Annotated in this window: 4 protein-coding genes; 3 read left to right on the top strand and 1 reads right to left on the bottom strand. The window is 57.7% G+C overall.

The annotated features are described in order from the left end of the window. On the top strand, window positions 1-524 hold a 524-nt coding region (locus tag DBR24_RS06845; protein WP_256591313.1), incomplete at its 5' end, for a Bro-N domain-containing protein. On the opposite strand, the gene DBR24_RS06840 is transcribed toward DBR24_RS06845, so the two are convergent. Beyond that, window positions 519-788 carry a HigA family addiction module antitoxin gene (locus tag DBR24_RS06840; protein ID WP_128614300.1) on the bottom strand — a complete coding sequence of 90 codons (270 nt, stop codon included), beginning with the start codon at window positions 786-788 and terminating at the stop codon, window positions 519-521. The two genes, DBR24_RS06845 and DBR24_RS06840, sit on opposite strands and share 6 nt — an antisense overlap. Before the next feature lie 203 nt (window positions 789-991). On the opposite strand from DBR24_RS06840, the gene DBR24_RS06835 reads away from it, so the two are divergent. Next, window positions 992-1,189 carry a hypothetical protein gene (locus DBR24_RS06835; RefSeq protein ID WP_128614299.1) on the top strand — a complete coding sequence of 66 codons (198 nt, stop codon included), beginning with the start codon at window positions 992-994 and terminating at the stop codon, window positions 1,187-1,189. A 147-nt stretch (window positions 1,190-1,336) separates the two neighbouring features. After that, window positions 1,337-2,030 (top strand): magnesium chelatase domain-containing protein (locus DBR24_RS31640; RefSeq protein WP_371921240.1); only part of this gene is annotated, 694 nt, incomplete at its 3' end.

Raw genomic sequence — 2,030 nt, 5'->3', positions numbered from 1 at the left:
ATCAAGAAGAGACTTATCTAACGCCGCACATCTTCACCCGCCACAAACTCCCCCTCCACGCCCTCCTCATCCAGAACCAACCCTGGTTCTGTGCCCGAGACCTGAGCCGCCTGCTGCACATCTACCTCAACGAACGCATGCTGCGAAAACTCGACCCCGACCAATACCAAACCCGCAAAACCCTGATCCACCACCAGATCGAAAACACCCTGCTGATCAGCGAATCCGGCATCTACGCCCTCCTCGTCTACCACTACTGCCCCGAATACCGAGCGCTGCGCGAATGGCTCACCCACCAAGTCATCCCCACCCTGCGCGACGCCCAACACCCCACCACAAGCGAACGCCCACAACTGAGCCTGCTCAATTGGCCGGACATGACGTTGAGTTTGTTGCACTGGAATAATCAGCCGTGGATACGGTTGCAGGATGTGCCGCTGATGGTGGTGGAACGGGAAGAGCCGAAGCGCCCAGTAACGGGGCCTTGGTGGAAAAGAGCTTCGCGGATGCTGCAATCGCTATAAGACCGCATGCCGGAGCTGAGCCCTGCGCAAATCGTAAGTCGACTGAAGATTCATCCAGAACTCAGGCGTAGTGTTGAGATGAATGGCAAGTCTGATTGCCAGATCGGCGCAGATCCTGAGCTGGCAACTCACAAGCTTTTCGATCTCACTTTCGGGCCATTTCGTGGGCATGGCCAGATCCATGACGGTCATGCCCAACGGCTCCATGAATTCCTTATTCAGAACCTCGCCCGGATGAATCGGGCGCATACCGTTGCTGTTCATTTTTCGCCTTCAGAGGCTGCGTTGAGTGGCCAAACTGGAGCATCCGGTTCAGGGAAGCAAGCCATCGAAACCGTTTCGCCGGCGTCCTACAACTATTAGGGCATGGCCCTACAAAAATCAGCGTCTGCGCCTGATTACGCGACTCTTCCTCCTTGTACTACGGTAGCCAACGAAGCATCTGTCACCCGAAAAACGAGGCCTCAATGAAAGACAAAAAGAGAAGGAAAAAGCTAGAGGAGATTGTTGGATATCACGCTGAAGCACTTCGGTTAGCCGGAGGTATTTCAGCCAATCAGCGTCGTTTTATTGAGGTAGCGGCCAAGTACGGTAAAGAACTCGAACCGGATGGTTGGCTGGCCGGGGGAGGAAGCCAAATAAAAAATCCCAAACAAGAAAACTAATGTGGCGCCTCTACTGGGCTTGGGAGGGCAACTTGGCAACATCCAGTGAAGGTTTACCCTCGCGTCCGTGCCACCTGCATTCGCTCTCCCAACTACCCTTCAAAAACCCGCAGGAAGCGGTTCCCCGATTCAGCTCAAGGAACGACCATGTCCCTCTCCATCGTCCACAGCCGCGCCCAGATTGGCGTGGATGCTCCCGCTGTCACCGTCGAAGTCCATCTGGCCAACGGTCTGCCGTCGCTGACCATGGTCGGGCTGCCCGAGGCGGCGGTGAAGGAGAGCAAGGATCGGGTGCGCAGCGCGATCATCAATTCCGGGCTGCAGTTTCCTGCGCGGCGGATCACCTTGAATCTGGCGCCGGCGGATTTGCCCAAGGATGGCGGGCGGTTTGATCTGGCGATTGCCTTGGGGATTCTGTCCGCGAGTGTGCAGGTGCCGTGTTTGACACTGGATGATGTGGAATGTCTGGGAGAGTTGGCATTGTCCGGCGCAGTGCGGCCGGTGCGCGGGGTGTTGCCGGCAGCGTTGGCGGCGCGCAAGGCGGGTCGTGCGTTGGTAGTGCCGCGTGCGAATGCCGAGGAGGCGTGTCTGGCCTCTGGACTGAAGGTGTTTGCGGTGGATCATCTGCTGGAGGCGGTGGCGCATTTCAATGGGCATACACCGGTTGAGCCGTATGTGTCTGACGGGCTGATGCATGCCAGCAAGCCTTATCCCGACTTGAATGAAGTGCAGGAGCAAGTGGCGGCGAAACGGGCATTGCTGATTGCCGCTGCGGGGGCGCATAACTTGTTGTTCAGCGGGCCGCCGGGGACGGGCAAGACCTTGCTGGCGAGTCGCTTGC

This window comes from Pseudomonas sp. HMWF006, assembly GCF_003061205.1.
In the GTDB taxonomy this organism is placed as follows: Bacteria; Pseudomonadota; Gammaproteobacteria; order Pseudomonadales; family Pseudomonadaceae; genus Aquipseudomonas; species Aquipseudomonas monsensis.
This window is presented reverse-complemented; position numbering and strand designations above follow the sequence as displayed.

Bases quoted from the DNA above. Each gene is read 5' to 3' on its own strand.
- DBR24_RS06840 (WP_128614300.1), bottom strand. From the start codon at position 788: ATGAACAGCAACGGTATGCGCCCGATTCATCCGGGCGAGGTTCTGAAT.
- DBR24_RS06835 (WP_128614299.1), top strand. From the start codon at position 992: ATGAAAGACAAAAAGAGAAGGAAAAAGCTAGAGGAGATTGTTGGATAT.